At 58.6% G+C, this 15,940-nt stretch carries 16 protein-coding genes, 2 tRNA genes and 1 riboswitch; of the genes, 3 read left to right on the top strand and 15 right to left on the bottom strand.

Features of this window, described 5'->3' with window-relative positions; genetic code table 11:
* Nucleotides 1-63: 63 nt before the first annotated feature.
* The 3 genes from PSEMAI1_RS0105810 to PSEMAI1_RS0105800 form a co-directional block, all read right to left on the bottom strand.
* Nucleotides 64-1,770 carry a hypothetical protein gene (locus tag PSEMAI1_RS0105810; RefSeq protein WP_024301960.1) on the bottom strand — a complete coding sequence of 569 codons (1,707 nt, stop codon included), beginning with the start codon at nucleotides 1,768-1,770 and terminating at the stop codon, nucleotides 64-66.
* 184 nt (nucleotides 1,771-1,954) lie between these two features.
* Nucleotides 1,955-2,260 (bottom strand): H-NS family nucleoid-associated regulatory protein, encoded by a 306-nt coding sequence (locus tag PSEMAI1_RS0105805; protein WP_024301959.1) that lies wholly within the window; start codon nucleotides 2,258-2,260, stop codon nucleotides 1,955-1,957.
* A 101-nt stretch (nucleotides 2,261-2,361) separates the two neighbouring features.
* Complete coding sequence (locus PSEMAI1_RS0105800; RefSeq protein WP_198019581.1) at nucleotides 2,362-3,354, bottom strand: folate-binding protein YgfZ; 993 nt, start codon at nucleotides 3,352-3,354, stop codon at nucleotides 2,362-2,364.
* 176 nt (nucleotides 3,355-3,530) lie between these two features.
* Between PSEMAI1_RS0105800 and PSEMAI1_RS0105795 the strand changes: the two genes are divergently transcribed.
* The 3 genes from PSEMAI1_RS0105795 (at nucleotide 3,531) to PSEMAI1_RS0105785 (ending at nucleotide 5,230) form a co-directional block, all read left to right on the top strand.
* Nucleotides 3,531-3,606 (top strand) — tRNA-Asn (locus PSEMAI1_RS0105795).
* A 313-nt stretch (nucleotides 3,607-3,919) separates the two neighbouring features.
* Nucleotides 3,920-4,381, top strand: coding sequence for a large conductance mechanosensitive channel protein MscL (gene mscL / locus PSEMAI1_RS0105790; protein ID WP_024301957.1), 462 nt, complete (start codon nucleotides 3,920-3,922; stop codon nucleotides 4,379-4,381).
* 104 nt (nucleotides 4,382-4,485) lie between these two features.
* Nucleotides 4,486-4,663, top strand: a riboswitch (yybP-ykoY riboswitch).
* A gap of 3 nt (nucleotides 4,664-4,666) precedes the next feature.
* Nucleotides 4,667-5,230 (top strand): TMEM165/GDT1 family protein, encoded by a 564-nt coding sequence (locus PSEMAI1_RS0105785; RefSeq protein WP_024301956.1) that lies wholly within the window; start codon nucleotides 4,667-4,669, stop codon nucleotides 5,228-5,230.
* Between the two features lie 28 nt (nucleotides 5,231-5,258).
* Here the strand turns inward: PSEMAI1_RS0105785 and PSEMAI1_RS0105780 are convergent, their stop codons facing one another.
* The 12 genes from PSEMAI1_RS0105780 to thrS all read right to left on the bottom strand — a co-directional run bounded on the left by PSEMAI1_RS0105780 (nucleotide 5,259) and on the right by thrS (nucleotide 15,940).
* A complete protein-coding gene (locus tag PSEMAI1_RS0105780; RefSeq protein WP_024301955.1) occupies nucleotides 5,259-7,064 on the bottom strand; it encodes a methyl-accepting chemotaxis protein in 1,806 nt (601 codons plus the stop codon).
* Nucleotides 7,065-7,200: 136 nt separating this feature from the next.
* On the bottom strand, nucleotides 7,201-7,785 hold the full coding sequence (locus tag PSEMAI1_RS0105775; RefSeq protein ID WP_024301954.1) for a methyltransferase: 585 nt from the start codon (nucleotides 7,783-7,785) through the stop codon (nucleotides 7,201-7,203).
* A gap of 53 nt (nucleotides 7,786-7,838) precedes the next feature.
* Nucleotides 7,839-8,249, bottom strand: coding sequence for a DUF1289 domain-containing protein (locus PSEMAI1_RS20480; protein WP_024301953.1), 411 nt, complete (start codon nucleotides 8,247-8,249; stop codon nucleotides 7,839-7,841).
* 185 nt (nucleotides 8,250-8,434) lie between these two features.
* A tRNA-Pro gene (locus PSEMAI1_RS0105765) sits at nucleotides 8,435-8,511 on the bottom strand.
* A 30-nt stretch (nucleotides 8,512-8,541) separates the two neighbouring features.
* Entirely contained in the window at nucleotides 8,542-8,895 is a 354-nt protein-coding gene (locus PSEMAI1_RS0105760) for a MerR family transcriptional regulator (RefSeq protein ID WP_024301952.1), read from the bottom strand.
* Nucleotides 8,882-9,178: an integration host factor subunit alpha gene (locus PSEMAI1_RS0105755; protein ID WP_008955131.1), complete on the bottom strand. Its 297-nt coding sequence runs from the start codon at nucleotides 9,176-9,178 to the stop codon at nucleotides 8,882-8,884. Before PSEMAI1_RS0105755 ends, PSEMAI1_RS0105760 begins: the two co-directional genes overlap by 14 nt.
* A gap of 91 nt (nucleotides 9,179-9,269) precedes the next feature.
* Nucleotides 9,270-11,630, bottom strand: a complete 2,361-nt coding sequence (gene pheT / locus PSEMAI1_RS0105750; RefSeq protein ID WP_024301951.1) for a phenylalanine--tRNA ligase subunit beta — start codon at nucleotides 11,628-11,630, stop codon at nucleotides 9,270-9,272.
* 23 nt (nucleotides 11,631-11,653) lie between these two features.
* Nucleotides 11,654-12,637: a phenylalanine--tRNA ligase subunit alpha gene (gene pheS, locus PSEMAI1_RS0105745; RefSeq protein ID WP_024301950.1), complete on the bottom strand. Its 984-nt coding sequence runs from the start codon at nucleotides 12,635-12,637 to the stop codon at nucleotides 11,654-11,656.
* Nucleotides 12,638-12,761: 124 nt separating this feature from the next.
* On the bottom strand, nucleotides 12,762-13,118 hold the full coding sequence (rplT, locus tag PSEMAI1_RS0105740; protein WP_008955134.1) for a 50S ribosomal protein L20: 357 nt from the start codon (nucleotides 13,116-13,118) through the stop codon (nucleotides 12,762-12,764).
* A gap of 12 nt (nucleotides 13,119-13,130) precedes the next feature.
* Nucleotides 13,131-13,328 carry a 50S ribosomal protein L35 gene (gene rpmI / locus PSEMAI1_RS0105735; protein WP_024301949.1) on the bottom strand — a complete coding sequence of 66 codons (198 nt, stop codon included), beginning with the start codon at nucleotides 13,326-13,328 and terminating at the stop codon, nucleotides 13,131-13,133.
* Between the two features lie 152 nt (nucleotides 13,329-13,480).
* Nucleotides 13,481-14,005, bottom strand: coding sequence for a translation initiation factor IF-3 (gene infC / locus PSEMAI1_RS0105730; RefSeq protein ID WP_084612631.1), 525 nt, complete (start codon nucleotides 14,003-14,005; stop codon nucleotides 13,481-13,483).
* Nucleotides 14,006-14,041: 36 nt separating this feature from the next.
* A complete protein-coding gene (gene thrS, locus PSEMAI1_RS0105725) occupies nucleotides 14,042-15,940 on the bottom strand; it encodes a threonine--tRNA ligase (RefSeq protein WP_024301947.1) in 1,899 nt (632 codons plus the stop codon).

Raw genomic sequence — 15,940 nt, 5'->3', positions numbered from 1 at the left:
AACCTGGCTCGGAAAAGCAAAACGGCCGCACTCTGCGGCCGTTTTGCGTGAACCACCGGCAAATCAAGGCACCACGGCAGGCAGGCCCTCGAGGGCCTTGACCAGTTCGATCTCAACCAAATACCAATCGCGCCCCTTTTCGAACACCTTCCCCAAGGCAATCTGAAACAGTTTGCCCCTGGCGCTCATACAGTACTGCTTACCCAGCATATACGACGCAACGGGCAGAATCAGGGCATTGGTGCTTCGCTCACCTTTGGTCAACGGCACGAACAAGGCGATCACGCCTCCCTGCCACACATGCTCCTGCATGACCCGCGGGTCTACCGCTTTGCCGTCCATACCTCTCAATGCAGCCGCAACGGGGCGATCAGTCAGGGTCTCGATCCCTAGAAAAATCTTCTCACGCTGCAAGCGACGAATACGCCGCACGATCCCCACGCTCCAGGAGGATCCCTCTCCTTCCTTGTAGCCAAGCAGTTCCCCCAGACCGACCCATTCATTCCCGCCTGCCTCGAGAGACACACCCAAGCCGGTCTGGCTGATATTTTCGATCTCCCACTTGTTGAAGACCTCCTTTGCCAAAGGCGTCTCCGCCACCCGTCCCGGGAGAACCGAGGCCGTCTTGTCCTTGCGGCGACTGGTAACAAAACCATAAATCCGCAGGTCTGAGGCCGAATGGAAACTATCCTGTGGCAACGCCGCAACCGTTTGCAGTTTCTGCTCGTCGGGATGACGAATAAGACGATGCAAGGTGGCAAGACGATGCACAACCTCGATTTTGCGGTCGCTTACGGCAATACGCTCGGCACGCTGAATGCGGACCGGTTTAGCCGCCCACTCGCGGCACAATATCCGGAAAAGGCCTGCATCCACGCCCGGCTCGGCAAGACGCGCCAACTCGGTCGGCATATGCCCCGTTTCCAGAACCGCCAACCAGCCGTGCAGGATTTCACTGACCTCGGCGGTACTCCAATAGCGGTAAAAGCCCGACCCGAACGTACCTTGACAGCGGGAGGCCGGACGCCCCTCATCCAGCACGACCACAAAGCTGAGTTCTTGGGAGAACTCACGCACGAGGACCATCCGGTTGGAAACCAGGCGGAGGAGCTCGTAGGAAAAATTCAGCTGCCTGGGCGTCAGGTTCCCGCCGGAAAGCAAGGCCAGCATCTGCAGGATAAGGAACTGATCCTGAACCGTCGTTCCCTCGTCCTGCTCGCCAAACAGAAACACCGGCGCCGACTCCAGGCCATGTTCCTCCGCAAAGCGGTACACATGGTTGACATTGAGCCAGAACACCTCTCCCGGTGAAGCCCCCTGGAAGAATGACCACCTCGCGCACTCGCAGTAATAATGCATCATGCGTGCCAGCACCAATGGCAGCATGGCATAAATGCGGCGACCATCCTCACCGGAAAAGGTCAGACTCAGGACATGCTGGTAAGCCTCAAGAAACTCTTTCCCATACCCCAGTATCTGCTCCCGCAACTGGGCCTCCAGAACCTTGGGCATCCGGGCGTTCATCAGGTATTGCACACCCAGTTGGTAATGAAATTGGGCCGTTTCGCGATTGATCGTCAGGATGGCCTCCAGCCTATCTGCCGTCAGCACACTACCATCACGATTAAGCTCAGCAACACCTTCCGACACCTTATCGTGCGAGGCCGATCCGTACTCCTGCTTCAGAGACTCGACCCACTCTTTAGCGGCAGCCGCATTGCCGAGCGGATCTGCTTTTCTCTTCGAGCCTCGCAAGAAAAAATCCAACATGGCTCCGCCTGTCTTCAAGATTGCTTATAGATAACACAACAACTTCATGCATATACTGCACAAATCCTGTATGGCTACAGTATTTGCAGGATCACCTCCAACATGCAAGGCGCACATGCACATAAAACAAAAAAACACCCCTATCGGGGTGTTTTTTTGATATTTGGCAAACCGGCGCTGAGCGTCAAATGGCCAGATCGTCAAGCGTTTTGCCGGTGGACAGCAACTCCTGAACCCACAAGGGCTTGCGGCCACGGCCGGTCCAGGTCAACTCCGGGTTTTGCGGATGGCAGTACTTGGCTTCCACCGGTTTGCGCGCCGAGCCGACCTTGCCCAGAACCTCTTCGACGCTTAATCCATAGGCACGGGCAAGCTCTACAATCTGTTTCTTGGCTTTCGCTTTTTCTTCTTGCTCGCGACGCTTAATCTCGCTATCGAGATCATTCCTCAGGGAAAGCAGATCGGCAAAGCTCAGATTGGAAAGATCCATTTAGTCATCTCTCAGGTGAAGGATTATATTTGCAATTTAGTCACAACCCAGGGATGCGGTCAAGCTCCATTTAGAGAAACAGGGCTTGCTGCCATTCAAGATTAGTCGACAACGTAAGGAAGGCTCAAGTTCTTAAGCGCATTTTTATGCTCCTTCTCGAGAAAGAGCCCCGTCTCCCAACCAGAAATCTGTGCGACGGCAAGCGCGACCAATCTGGCATTTTCTTCCAGCCCGACGTTCACCACCATTCCAATTGCCTGCTCCCCTGTTGCGGGGCTATACAAGGCATCACCGGGTTTTGCTTCAACCGGCAATTCGACATGGAAAAGACGCCGTTTCACCTTCCCCAGATATTGGGTTCTGGCAACGATTTCCTGGCCAGGGTAACACCCCTTCTTGAAGCTTATTCCGCCCAACACATCCATATTGATCATTTGGGGCACAAACTGTTCCTGAGTTGCCGCGGTAACCCATGGAATGCCAGCGGCAATATCCAGAAGCGACCATGCCTCGTTATCGACCCGATAACATGACGACGCCAGTTTCTGCTCGATTGCCGATGCGGCTGGCTTTTCATAGAACAACAGCAAAGATCCCGCAGGCAACCGGATCACCCCTCCCGACTCGCCGGCAATCACATCATGCGGGCGCTCTGGCACGCCATTGAACACCGCCTTCAATGCCTCTTCGGCACGCTTTCCCTTGACCCCGGCGAGCAACCACTGATCAGTCACCAGTTGAAGCTTTACCTGAGACCGAAGAACAAACATGCCCAAGCGGCGGCATAAGGCCTCGGCGATATCGGCCGAGAGCAGCAAGAAATAATCTCCGCGGAACTGCCAGATCAGGAAGTTCCCCAACACCCTGCCCTTGGCATTGGAATAAGTGCTGTACTGGCTGTGCGACTCCGAAACCTCTCTCAGATCGCTCGACAGCTGCCCCTGCAGAAAGCTGTGGGCATCATTGCCACTCACTCTAATCACCGCAAAATGGCTCATCGAGCACAGGGCGTCCCCATTACGCAGGGCCTCAAGTTGTTGCATGTATTGATCAGATACATCAGAGCTTAATTCGCTCATCACGTCCTCTTCCATTTTGATTGCGCCTGCGGCAAGCCTACCCATCAGCCTTGCGCATTTCCGCCTTATGAATGTTCAAGGGAGATAGATTGGGACACAGCTCAGCTTATCAAGCACCGTCACCCGCCCAGGCGTCGCACCAACAGGCTTGACAAGCCACCCCGGCCTCTCTATCATATGCCTCCATCAATTCCCTGATAGCTCAGTTGGTAGAGCGACGGACTGTTAATCCGCAGGTCGCAGGTTCGAGCCCTGCTCGGGGAGCCAATTCAAAAAAGCCGCATGCATGCCATGCGGCTTTTTGCTTTTCCCAAGAACAACACTAAACAATGCCGAATCAAGGCCTTGCCACATGTTTTTCCTTCGGCGAACAGATCGCATCAAGGCTTACCACGCTTCCTGGCAAAGAACCTACCTGCACGCTATATTCGCCCATGGCATGCCACAGAGAAAGCGCCGCCGAAAACCCTGGCCAAAGCCAAGGCGTTCTGCGTCCTGGCTACATGAAATCTCTACTATAGTTGATCATGGCCGCTTTTTAAGATTTAACCCAAGCCCCCCCACCCACAAGGAACCAAGCATGCGTCTTGCCAAGGAATTCAAAGAATTCGCAATGAAGGGCAATGTCATTGACCTCGCCATCGGCGTGGTTATCGGCGGCGCATTCGGCGCCATAGTCAAATCCCTTGTCGACGACGTCATCATGCCGCCCATTGGCCTGATTTTAGGCAACATCGACTTTTCCAACTTCTTTGTCGTACTAAAAGAAGGCAGCAAACAGGCTGGGCCTTATGTCTCACTGGCAGCCGCCAAGGCTGCCGGAGCCGTCACTCTCAACATCGGCTTGTTCATCAATGCTCTGGTTAGTTTCGGCATCATTGCCTTTGCCATTTTCATGCTGGTCAAATCCATCAACCGCCTAAAACGAGAGGAAGCTCCCGCCTCCCCTCCCCCTGCGCAAGTCAAAGAGTGCCCCTACTGTCTCTCCAGCATTCCGAGCAAAGCCACTCGCTGCCCGCATTGCACGTCCGAGTTGGGCTAGCCGCACAGAAGCGGCGTACACGCAAAGAGGCAGGGATGCCGCTTGAACAGGGTGAGGCCAAGATATTTTGCCGTTTGCCGCCCCAAATCCATTCAGATACAATGACCACCGTTCTGGGGGAGTAGCCTCAATGCGGAAACGCATTGGCGCGTGTCAACATACTTGGTTCCGAAACCATGGCACGTGCGACCAACGGTTTGGCAAGACCCATGACAGGTTTGCGCTTTACGCAGGGGCTGCGGCGCGAGCCCGTCATGGCGTACTTCGCAGCCCCTTGGAGCCTTCATGGAAGCCCTGCTTCTCTCTTCTGGCGTCGTGGCCCTCGCCGAAATCGGCGATAAAACACAATTACTCGCCCTGCTGCTCGCCGCCCGCTACCGCAAACCCATCCCCATCATTCTGGGCATCTTGATCGCCACGCTTTTCAACCATGCCGCTGCCGCATTGGTCGGACAGTGGGTAACCAATCACATCGGTGCCGAAACCATGCGCTGGATTCTAGGCGCCTCATTCCTCGGCATGGCCGTCTGGATCATGATTCCGGACAAGATCGATGACGATACCCGACTGTTTGAACGGCTGGGTATATTCGGCGCCACTTTCATTGCCTTCTTTCTGGCCGAGATGGGAGACAAAACGCAAATCGCCACCGTCGCCTTGGCCGCTCGTTTCGATTCACTCGCCAGCGTCGTGGTCGGAACGACCATCGGCATGCTGCTTGCCAACGTCCCGGCCGTGCTATTCGGTGAAATGGTGGCGCGTAGAATTCCCACTCGCACGGTACATGGTGCGGCGGCGATCCTGTTTGCCGGCATCGGGCTCATAACGCTGCTGCTGCCGCTGCAATAAGAAAGGGAGGCTTAGCCTCCCTTTCTTATCAATTGCTCGTTGCCGCCAACATGTCGTTCGGATCGAACCCCAAGCGTAACGCCCCCCAATGGCGCCCTTGCACTGTCACCGGCAAAGCGATTTCAGACAACACCTCACCGGTATCGCGCACATAAGTTTGCAGCAGCATTGGCTGGGTATTTCTAGCCGAACGCAAGCCGGCCTTATCGTTGAAAATACGTTTGTCACGGCTTGAAACCAGGTCTTTTTCCAGATCGCCGGTCACGGGCCGGGAATAGAAGCTGTTGTGCGTCGGCGCATAACCATTGCTATCGACCATCACACAGAACCGCCCACCCTTGGAATCCTGAACGGCCCGATCATAGATAGGCTGCAGAATGGACTCCAACTTGTTGTCATAGCTCGTATGGTATTTGGGCGGCGTAACCCCGGGAATGGGCCGGTACTGTTGATCGAACAGATTTACACCCTCGTTCGCCGCCCTGCTCAGCACCTGCTGCAATTCATCCCTGGTCTGCCGCGCATTGTTCAGGGCCTTGTCAAACACCCCCTCACCGATAATGAAGCGGGAAACCAGATCCTGCACCTGCTCGGCAGCACCGGACAACACTTCGGCCACCTCTTCGGTGTGACGCAGACGCTTGGAGGCATTCAGGCTCAGTTCGTGGATTTGCGCCACGTGCTGATTCACTTCGCGGTTGGTCTGAGCGAAGGTTTCCATCGTCTCGGCAATGCCACGCAAACTACCCGCGGTTTGCTCGAAGTCTCCCATCATTCTGCCAAACTGCTGCGACGCCTTGGAGACGACCTCTCGGGCCAACTGGGTATCGCTGCTGATTTCATTGGTCTCCGCCTGGGTTTCCGCCACCAGGCTCAGCATGCCATCGATATTACCGGAAATCTCATCGGTGGCCGTTTTGACTCTTTCGGCCAACTTGCGTACCTCATCCGCGACCACGGCAAACCCTCGCCCCGACTCCCCGGCCCGGGCAGCCTCGATGGCCGCATTGAGCGCCAGCAAATTGGTCTGGTCGGAAATTTCCTTGATCAGTTCGACGATGGTCTTGATGCTGGCGGAGCGTTGACTCAGATAATCCACGGTCTGGTTGAAATGTCCGACCTTGGTGCTGATATCGTAGATACGATCGGCGACCGATTTGAGCTCATCAAAAGAGACCCTGGCGACATCCAGATTACTGAGCGTGGTGGCAGAAATGACCTGGGTCTGCTCGGTTACCTGATTGATGCCGGATGTCGTCTGATTGCTGGCGTCGCAGACCTTGGTGGCAAAATCATCCTGCTGGCGGGCGCTTTCCAGCGACTCGTGGATGTTCTTGCGGGTCCGGGCAGAATCCATGGCAATCCGGACCGTCATCAGTCTGACATTGCTGATGATCTCTCTCATCTTGGCCAGAAAGCGATTGTAGGACACGGAAAGCTCGCGGATCTCATCATGGGTGATGGCCGGAATTTCCCGCGACAAATCGCCCTCGCCCGCCCCGATCTCATTGAAGATGGAAATGGTCATTTTGAGTGGGCGCACGATCAGGTAGCGCAGATACCAGACCATGAAGGCAATGAAGAGTAGGCAGGCACCCCACAGAATCAGCGTCCAAAAAATGGCGCTGTCGACCCGCGCCTCCACGAGGGACAGTATCTCGGCAGAAACGGTGTGGGTCTTGTGAATGACGCGGATATCCTCCAGAACGAAGTAGATATAGCCGACCATCCCCAACTGAAACGCACTGATAAAGAAGAAGCTGCACAACTTCTTGGTCAGGCTGTTCCAGAACGTCTTTTCCGTCCAAGAGTACATACTCCAAAACCACTCCATCTGCTGTCTCCCGTTTAGTTCGCCACTGGCCTTTTTAATTTCTTTAAAAGCTGATGCCGATTTTCACCTGAAACGACAAAAATAACCAGACAGCTGCTTGGTCCCTGTTGATCTCAGTCAAATCGTGACAGCCCCCTCACCGGCGCTGCCAAGTCAGCCAATACTCGCCTCCAGCAAAAACCGGCAATGTCTCCTCGATCTTGCGGATGTCGAGCAAGTCGAACCATGGCCCAAACCGCTGCTGCAGTTCTCCCAGCGACGCACCGAACGGAGGCCCCTTGGGTTTGTCTGCCAGAAAGAAAAAACCGGCCAGCACTCCGCCCGGACGAAGCAGCGCGGCCATCTTGCGCGCATACGCCTCCCGGCTGCTCAAGGGCAAGGCGCAGAAGAAGGCACGCTCGTACACCCAGTCGTAGTCTTGCCGCTCCGGCAACAAGAAAAAATCGGCCTGCCGCACACAGCCGGCATCCTCACCGAGACTCGCTTTCGCGCGGGCGACGGCCTCTGCGCTAAAGTCGATCGCATCGACCTGGCACCTCAGCTTGAGCAACTGTTGCACCTCATGGGCACTACCGCATCCCGGCAGCAGCACCCGGCAGGCAGCACCTCTGGCCTCGGCAAAATGCCGGAACACCTCCGGAATATCCGCCGAATCCCACGGCATGGCGCCGCTGGCGTAGCGCACATCCCAGAAATCGGGTTCCGCACTATTCTGTTTCATCTCGCCCTCCTCGCCCCAATGCCGCCACCTCCCGGCGGCGTCCTCGGCCCGCCTCAAGCACCAATCAACGGCTTGCAATCGGCCAGCCAGCGCTTGGCCTGATCCAGAAGTCGGGCTCCATCTTCCCCGCCCAGACTGGTTGCCAGTGCATGTTCCGGAAAGCTCAACCGCAAGGTGCCATCGGCCTCGAAACGGAACAGCAACTTGGTAAACCCCTGGTACCAGATCAACGCCCACTCCTCGTCACCCAGCATAACCAGGTCCAACGTGCCCCCCAACCGCCCGGCCAAGTCTCCCAAGCGTCTGCGCGGTTCCAGACGCCCCCAGATACGCCGCTTGTCCTCCGGCATCAAGGCACTCCATTGGGCCACCTCCATGAAAGTCCGGAAGCAACCCCGGCAAACATTATCACCAAGAGCGGTAGAGCAGTGGGCCACGCAGGGCGAGTCGACGGATTCGGACATACAGACAGCCATAGACACCAATCAGTATTCGATAGACTAAAACACCCAGCCGAGACCGTCTATGCGACCAGCGTATTAGACACCGCACAGCGGCGGGGAAATATTTACGACGGAAAACGGGGCGAAACAAGAGGAAGGAAAATAAAAAAAAGACTTCCGTCCGAAAACGTGAAGTCTTTGTTTTTTGGTCGGGGTGAGAGGATTCGAACCTCCGACCCTCTGCACCCCATGCAGATGCGCTACCAGGCTGCGCCACACCCCGACTCAAGAGAAACGCATTATAAATGGATTCTTACGACTTGCCAATCCCGCCGTTCAACCATTCCAAAATGGATTCCAGCTCGGCCCTGACTGCCTGTGCGGTCAGCGGCGCGGGGCCGGCATCTTCCTGGCCCAGACGCAAACGCGCACCATGAATGGTGAAACCGTCGTCGTAGAGCAGACCGCGGATGCGACGCACCAGCAAGACTTCGTGATGCTGGTAGTAGCGGCGGTTGCCGCGCCGCTTGACCTGGCGCAGCTGGGAAAACTCTTGCTCCCAGTAACGCAGCACATGCGGCTTGACACCGGTCAGTTCGCTGACTTCGCCAATCGTGAAATACCGTTTTGGCGGAATCGGCGGCAGTTCAGCCTCAGTTATTGGCATGATGTTGCTCGACCATTCCCTTGAGTTTCTGACTTGCATGGAAAGTCACCACCCGGCGAGCGGTGATGGGAATTTCCTCCCCGGTCTTGGGGTTACGCCCCGGCCGTTGAGGCTTGTCGCGTAGCTGGAAATTGCCAAAGCCGGACAGCTTGACGCTATCGCCGGATTCCAGCGCCTGGCGGATCTCTTCGAAGAAAGATTCGACCATGTCCTTGGCTTCACGCTTGTTCAGCCCGACCTTGTCAAACAACAAGTCGGCCAACTCCGCTTTCGTCAAAGTCATGATTACCCCTTAACATACCGATCAAAAATAAAACAAAGCGGCTTCCGCTGCAAGCACGCTCGGAAGCCCGCTACACCGCCGATCATTCCGATCAGAGGCGCAAGGTCGCCCCATGGTTGGCCGAGACCGCCTCGAGCAGGACGCTCACCACCTCTTCCACCTCGGTATCGGTCAGCGTCTTGGTCTGATCCTGCAGCAGGATGCGGAAAGCCAGGCTCTTCTTGCCTTCCGGTATCCCCTTACCACGGTAGACGTCGAACAGCGCTATTTCGCTGACGATCTCGGATGCCGCCTGACGGAAACTGGCCAGCATGGCGCCGACTTCCACCTCTTCATCCACTACCAGCGCCAGGTCGCGGCGCACCGGTTGGAACTTGCTGACCTGGCGCGCCTTGACGTGACGCTGGGCTTCCACGACGGCGTATTCCAGTTCGAACACAACCGGGGCGGAAGGCAGATCATACTGCTGCACCCACTGCGGGTGCAGTTCACCGATAACCCCGACCAGTTGGCCGGCCAGGAAGATTTCGGCGCAGCGGCCCGGGTGGCAGGCAGGGTGAGCCGCCTTGCGGAACTCGGCCTGATGCGGATGAAGCAGCGCTTCGACGTCGGCCTTGACGTCGAAGAAGTCCACCCGCTCGGTCTTGGCCCCCCACTGCTCAGGTAGGCGGGAACCCCAGGCAAGGCCGGCGATCTTTTCCGGCTGGGCGAAGCCCTCGGCCGATTTGTGGAAAGTCCGGGCCACTTCGAACACCCGCACGCGCGGCTGCTTGCGGTTGACGTTGCCGACCAGCACGTCGACCAGGCCACCCAGCAGGGTCGAACGCATCACGCTCATCTGGGCCGCGATCGGGTTGATCAGCTTGACCGGATCGGCGTTCCCGGCGAAGTCGCGCTCCCACCGCTCGTCGACGAAGGCGTAAGTGACGACTTCCTGATAATCGCGGGCCGCCAGTTGCTGACGGATCTGTTCGCGCGGCCGGCGCGTTTCCGGCAGAGGCAGCATCTTCATGCGCGAGCGCGGGGCGTCGGACGGAATCGCATCGTAGCCGTAGACACGAGCCACTTCCTCGATCAGATCTTCTTCGATCGCGATATCGAAGCGGAACACCGGGGCGGCGACGGCAAAACCCTCGGCGGTGGTATCGAAGTTCAACCCCAAGCGGGTGAAGATACCGGCGATGGCCTCGGACGCCAGTTCCAGGCCAAGGACCTTGTTGACGCGCGCACTGCGCACCGCCACGGCCTGGCGCTGCGGCAGCTGGCCCAGCGCCTCGGTCAGCGGACCGGCCTCGCCACCGCAGATCTCGATGATCAACGCGGTGGCACGCTCGATGGCATCACGCTGCTGCTGGAAGTCCACCCCGCGTTCGAAACGGTAGGACGAATCGGAACCGAAGCCCAGCTCGCGCGCCTTGCCGGCGATCATCTCCGGCGCAAAGAACGCGCTCTCGAGAAATACATCCTGCGAAGCCGTCGTGACACCGCTCTCCAGGCCGCCCATGATGCCGGCGATGGCCAGAGGCTTGGCGTCGTCGGCGATCACCAGCAGATTCTCGGCCAGCTCGACTTCCTGCTCGTTAAGGCAAACCAGCTTCTCGCCGGCGCGGGCCATGCGCACGTTGATGGCGCCATCCAGCTTGGCCAGATCGAAGGCGTGCATCGGCTGGCCGAGTTCCAGCAGGATGTAATTGGTGACGTCGACGATGGCCGAGATCGAACGCAGACCAGAACGCTCCAGGCGGCGCTTCATCCAGTCTGGTGTCGGCGCGGCAGCGTTGACCCCTTTCACCACGCGGCCGATGTAACGGCCGCAGCCTTGCGGGGCGTCGATGCGTACTGGCACGGTCTGGTCATGCGCGGGCACCACCGGGGTGATCGCCACCGCCTGCAAGGCGCTGTCGGTCAGCGCCGCCACCTCGCGGGCCAGGCCTTTGATCGACAGGCAATCGGCCCGGTTCGGGGTGATCTTGAGGGTAAACAGGCTGTCGTCCAGCGCCAGGTAGTCGCGGATGCTCATGCCGACCGGCGCATCGGCCGGCAGCACCAGCAGGCCGTCGGCCTCGTCCGGCACCCCCAGTTCCTTGCCGGAACACAGCATGCCGCCGGACTCGACGCCGCGCATCTTGGTCGGCTTGATCTTGAAATCACCCGGCAACACGGCGCCCGGCAAGGCGCACGGCACTTTCAAGCCGACGGCGACGTTCGGCGCGCCGCAGACGATCTGGATCAGCTCACCGGTGCCGGCGTCTACCTTGGTCACACGCAGGCGGTCGGCGTTCTCGTGCTTGACGACTTCCTTGACCTCGGCGATCACCACGCCACTGAAGGCCGGTGCCGCGGCATTGACCTCCTCGACCTCGAGGCCGGCCATGGTCAACAGGTAGGAAAGCTCGTCGGTATTCAGGGACGGATTGACCCAGCTACGCAGCCACTGTTCGGAAAATTGCATTGTGTGTATTCCCCTGCCCGCGATCAGTTGAACTGTTTGAGGAAATTGAGATCGTTCTCGAAGAACAGGCGCAGGTCGTTGACCCCGTAGCGCAGCATGGCGAAACGATCCAGACCGATGCCGAAGGCGAAGCCGGTGTACTTTTCCGGATCGATGTTGACGTTCTTCAGCACATTCGGGTGCACCATGCCGCAGCCGCCGACTTCGAGCCAGCCACGCTCGCCCAGTACGTCGATTTCGGCCGACGGCTCGGTGAACGGGAAGAACGACGGGCGGAAGCGCACCTGCAGGTCGTCGCGCTCGAAGAAGCGGCGCAGGAAGTCGGTGACGGTGGCCTTGAGATCGGCGAAGCTGACGTCCTGATCCACCCAAAGGCCTTCCATCTGGTGGAACATCGGCGAGTGGGTAGCGTCGGAGTCGACACGATACACGCGGCCCGGCGCGACGATCTTGATCGGCGGCTCGTTGTTCAGCATGTAACGCACCTGGATCGGCGAGGTGTGGGTGCGCAACACGTCGCCGCCTTCCACGTAGAAGGTATCCTGCATGGCGCGCGCCGGGTGGTTCTCGGGGATGTTCAGCGCCTGGAAGTTGTGGAAGTCGGTTTCGATTTCCGGGCCATCGGCCACCTCGAAGCCCAGACTGCGAAACAGCGTGGCGATGCGCTCCAGCGTCAGCGTGACCGGGTGCAGCCCACCCACCGCACTGCCGCGCCCCGGCAGGGTCACGTCCAGCGATTCGGCCGCGAGCTGGCGTGCCAGCTTGTCGGCGTTGATGAGGTCGCGGCGCTCGTTGTGGCGCGCTTCGAAGGCTTGCTTGGCCGCGTTGATGGCAGCACCGGCCACCTTGCGCTCCTCGGCCGGCAGCTTGCCCAGTTGCTTGAGCAACTCGGTCAGCTCGCCGCTCTTGCCGAGGTAGCGCGCCTTGACCTGCTCCAGTTCCACCAGATCCTGCACCGCGTCCAGCGCGGACAGCCCCGACTCGAGAATCGTGTCGACATTGTTCATGTAGCTCACACCGTATGCGTAAGAAAGCTGGCCAGACCGGATGGTCCGGCGGTCTGGTCAGCCATCTCGAAAAGCGTGTAAAAAAAAGGGAGGCATCACTGCCTCCCTTTTGACCGTCCAGCGATTAAGCGAGGCTTGCTTTCGCTTTTTCAACGATCTGGGCAAAAGCCGGCTTGTCGAACACGGCCAGGTCGGCCAGGACCTTGCGGTCGATTTCGATGGCGGCTTTCTTCAGACCGTTCATGAACTTGCTGTAGGACAGACCCAGTTCACGCGCACCGGCGTTGATACGGGCGATCCACAGTTGACGGAACTGGCGCTTCTTCTGACGACGGTCGCGGTAAGCGTACTGACCGGCTTTCATCACCGCCTGTTTGGCGATGCGATAGACGTTCTTGCGACGGCCGCGATAGCCTTTCGCCAGGGCAAGGATTTTCTTGTGACGAGCGCGAGCGGTTACACCGCGTTTAACACGTGGCATTGATCAAACTCCTTAAGCGTAGGGCATCATTGCGCGAACGGACGCCATGTTCGTTGCGTCTACCATGGTGGTACCACGCAGCTGGCGCTTGTTCTTGGTGGTTTTCTTGGTCAGGATGTGACGCTTGAACGCCATGGAGCGCTTTACACCACCACTACCCAGTACTTTCAGGCGCTTTTTCGCGCTCGACTTGGTCTTCATCTTCGGCATGGAAAACTCCTGCTGAATTTCTTTAGATCCGACGCACGGTGATCTTTCGATGCTTGCAAACCGTGACGTCCCGCTTTTTGTTGCAACGCCGGAGCGCCACAAAATCAACACGGCAGGCGAACCTGCCGTGTCAAACCGCTGATTATACCCGATTATTTCTTTTTCGGGGCAATCATCATCACCATCTGGCGACCTTCCAGGCGCGGGAACTGCTCCACCGTGCCGACTTCGGCCAGATCGGCCTCGACCCGCTTGAGCAGGGCCAAGCCGATATCCTGGTGGGCCATTTCACGACCGCGGAAACGCAGCGTGACCTTGGCCTTATCGCCGTCGCTCAGGAAGCGGACCAGGTTGCGCAGCTTGACGCCGTAGTCGCCATCGTCGGTCCCCGGACGGAACTTGACTTCCTTGATCTGCACCTGCTTCTGCTTGAGCTTGGCCTCGTGACGCTTCTTGGACTGCTCGTACTTGAACTTGCCGTAGTCCATCAGCTTGCAGACAGGCGGCTGAGCGGTTGGAGAAATCTCAACCAGATCGATATCCAACTCCTCGGCCGCTGCCATTGCCTCACGCAGACTCACGATGCCGAGCTGCTCGCCTTCCTTACCTACCAGACGGACCTCACGGGCGGTAATTTCCCCGTTGATCCGTGCTTCACGTTCCTGAGCTATAGCCAAATCTCCTATTAACGGTTCATCAAGCCTGATGCTGCATCACTGAGGCATGTCGGCCTTCAGGCGTGCCGCGAAGTCGTCCAAGGTCAGCTGACCCAAGTCTTCGCCACGGGCACGAACGGCAATCAGACCGTCTGCTTTTTCCTTGTCGCCCACGATGATCTGGTACGGCAGCTTTTGCAGACTGTGTTCGCGGATTTTATAGCTGATCTTTTCATTCCTCAAGTCGAGTTCGACGCGGAAGCCTTGTTTTTTCAGCGTTTGCGCCACAGCGGAAGCGTAGTCGGCCTGCGCTTCGGTGATGTTCATCACCACCATCTGCACCGGCGCCAGCCACAGCGGGAAGGCGCCGGCATGGTTCTCGATCAGGATGCCGAGGAAGCGCTCGAGCGAACCCAGGATGGCCCGGTGCAGCATCACCGGGCGCTTGCGGCTGTTGTCCTCGGCCACGTATTCGGCCCCCAGGCGCTCCGGCAGGACGTAGTCGAGCTGCAGCGTGCCGCACTGCCACGAACGGCCGAGCGCATCCTTGATGTGGTATTCGATCTTCGGGCCGTAGAACGCGCCCTCGCCCGGCAGCTCTTCCCATTCGATGCCACAGGCACGCAGCGCTTCGCGCAGGCCGTTCTCGGCGCGATCCCACGCCTCCAGCGTACCGGCGTATTTCTCCGGGCGCAGCGACAGCTTGACCGAGACGTTGTCGAAACCGAACTGGCGGTAGACGCGCATGGTCAGCTCGTTGAAGGCGCGCGCCTCTTCGATGATCTGCTCTTCGGCACAGAAGATGTGGGCATCGTCCTGCACGAAGCCGCGCACGCGCATGATGCCGTGCAGCGCGCCGGACGGCTCGTTGCGGTGGCAGGCGCCGAACTCGGCGTAGCGCAGCGGCAGGTCGCGATAGGAGCGCAAGCCCTGGTTGAACACCTGCACATGCCCCGGGCAGTTCATCGGCTTGACCGCGTAGTCGCGCTTCTCCGACTCGGTGGTGAACATGTTCTCGCGGTAGTTTTCCCAGTGGCCGGATTTTTCCCACAGGATGCGGTCCATCACCATCGGCGTGCGGATTTCCTGATAGCCGGCTTCGGCCAGGGTGCGGCGCATGTACTGCTCGACCGACTGCCACAGCTGCCAGCCCTTGGGATGCCAAAACACCATGCCCGGCGCTTCGTCCTGCAGGTGGAACAGGTCGAGTTGCTTGCCGAGTTTGCGGTGGTCACGCTTCTCGGCTTCTTCCAGCATATAAAGGTATTGTGCCAGGTCTTCCTTCTTGGCCCAGGCGGTGCCGTAGACGCGCTGCAGCATCTCGTTCCGGCTGTCGCCGCGCCAGTAGGCGCCGGCCACCTTCATCAGCTTGAACACCTTGAGCTTGCCGGTGGACGGCACGTGCGGGCCGCGGCACAGGTCGGTGAAATCGCCTTCACGGTACAGCGACAGCACCTCGCCCTGCGGGATCGACTCGATGATCTCGGCCTTGTAGTGCTCGCCGATCGACTTGAAGTAGGCGATCGCCTCGTCGCGCGGCAGTTCGTAGCGCTCGACCGGGATGTCCTTCTTGGCGAGCTCGGTCATTTTCTGCTCGATCGCGGCCAGGTCTTCCGGCGTGAACGGGCGCTTGTAGCTGAAGTCGTAGTAGAAGCCGTTCTCGATCTCCGGCCCGATCGTCACCTGCGCCTCGGGGAACAGTTCCTTGACGGCGTAGGCCAGCAGGTGGGCGGTGGAGTGACGAATGATGGACAGGCCGTCGGCATCCTTGTCGGTGACAATGGCCAGGTCCGCATCGCGGTCGATCACGTAGCTGGTATCGACGAGCTGGCCGTCGACTCGGCCGGCCAGCGAGGCGCGCGCCAGACCGGTGCCGATGGAGGCGGCGACCTCGTACACCGAAACCGGTTTATCGAAGGAACGGACGGAGCCGTCGGGCAGGCGAATATCAGGCAT

It is taken from the genome of Pseudogulbenkiania sp. MAI-1 (assembly GCF_000527175.1).
GTDB lineage: Bacteria > Pseudomonadota > Gammaproteobacteria > Burkholderiales > Chromobacteriaceae > Pseudogulbenkiania.
The sequence above is the reverse complement of the archived record's forward strand: the minus strand, read 5'-3'. Positions and strand labels throughout refer to the sequence as shown.